General features: G+C 66.3%; 2 protein-coding genes. Both read right to left on the bottom strand.

Annotation, left to right across the window (positions count from 1 at the left end; all coding sequences use genetic code 11):
- Window positions 1-40: 40 nt before the first annotated feature.
- The gene (locus BW982_RS17385; RefSeq protein WP_254845647.1) at window positions 41-904 is read right to left on the bottom strand and encodes an IS3 family transposase; all 864 of its coding nucleotides are present in this window, start codon (window positions 902-904) and stop codon (window positions 41-43) included.
- Between the two features lie 8 nt (window positions 905-912).
- A complete protein-coding gene (locus tag BW982_RS17380) occupies window positions 913-1,197 on the bottom strand; it encodes a transposase (protein WP_076495503.1) in 285 nt (94 codons plus the stop codon).
- Between the last annotated feature and the right edge of the window lie 66 nt (window positions 1,198-1,263).

Genomic DNA, 1,263 nt, shown 5'->3' with positions numbered 1-1,263 from the left:
GGAGCCTGCCCCGGTTTCTCGGACGGTTCTTGTGTGTTGATCATGCCGCGGTTGCGGCGGGGATGTGAAGTCGTTCGAACTCCACGGGGCTGAGGTTGCCGAGCGCGGTGTGCCTGCGGGTGGGGTTATAGAACGCCTCGATCCACTCAAACATCGCCGACGACAGCTCGGCTCGTGAGGTCCAGACGGATCGGTCGAGGAGTTCGCGTTGCATGGTCGACCAGAAGGATTCGATCAGTGCGTTGTCGACCGACGATGCGCCCCTACCCATCGAGCCGAGGAGACCGGCCTGCCGAAGCCGGTGCCCGAAGAGCCAGGAGGTGTACTGCGCTCCTCGATCGGCGTGAACGACGGTTCCCGGTTCCGGGCGGCGGCGCCACCGGGCCATCTCGAGCGCGTCGACGACGATCTCCGCGGTGATCCGGTCGCTGATCGACCAGCCCACGATCCGGCGGCTGAACGCGTCGATCACGGCCGCGCAGTAGACCCATCCGTCCTTCGCGCGGTGTTGGGTGATGTCGCAGAACCAGAGCCGGTTCGGCGCGTCGGCTCGGAACTGCCGCTTCACGAGATCTTCGTGAGTGGCGGTGTCGGGCTTCCAGCCGCGCCGCTTCCGACGGTGTGAGACCCCTGCCAGTCCGTCGAGTCGCATCAGCCTCGCGACGCGTTTGCGGCCGACGTGAACACCCAGACCGAGCCGCAGCTCCGCCAGCACCCGTGGGGCGCCGTAGGTCGCACGGGAGTCGGCGTGGATGCGGCGGATCGTCGAGGTGAGCTCCGCGTCTGCGATCGCTCGCGGCGACGGTGGGCGAGAAACCCAGTCGTAGTAACCGGAGGTCGAGACGTTCAGGAACCGGCAGGCCACCGCGACGGGGATCCCGTCTGCGGCGAGCTCCTGGACCAGCCGGAACCCTATTTTGGGAGCACGTTCTCTCGGGCGAAATACGCCGACGCGCGCTTGAGGATCTCGATCTCCATCTCCAGCACCCGGTTCCGGCGACGCAGCTCGACGAGTTCCTTGTGCTCATCGGTGGTGACACCGGGCTTGCGGCCGGCATCGATCGCGTCGCGGTTCATCCAGTTCCGAAGGCAGGACTCACTGATCCCGAGATCACGGGCAGTCTGGCCGACAGGGTTGCCCTGCGCGACCAGATCCAGGGCTCGACGCCGAAACTCCGGCGGGTGGGCAGCAGGCATCTCACGGACTCCTTCCGAGACGATCATCGCCTCAACATTGGTGTCCGAGAAACCGGGTCAGGCTCC

Source organism: Microbacterium sp. RURRCA19A, from assembly GCF_900156455.1.
GTDB lineage: Bacteria > Actinomycetota > Actinomycetes > Actinomycetales > Microbacteriaceae > Microbacterium.
This window is presented reverse-complemented; position numbering and strand designations above follow the sequence as displayed.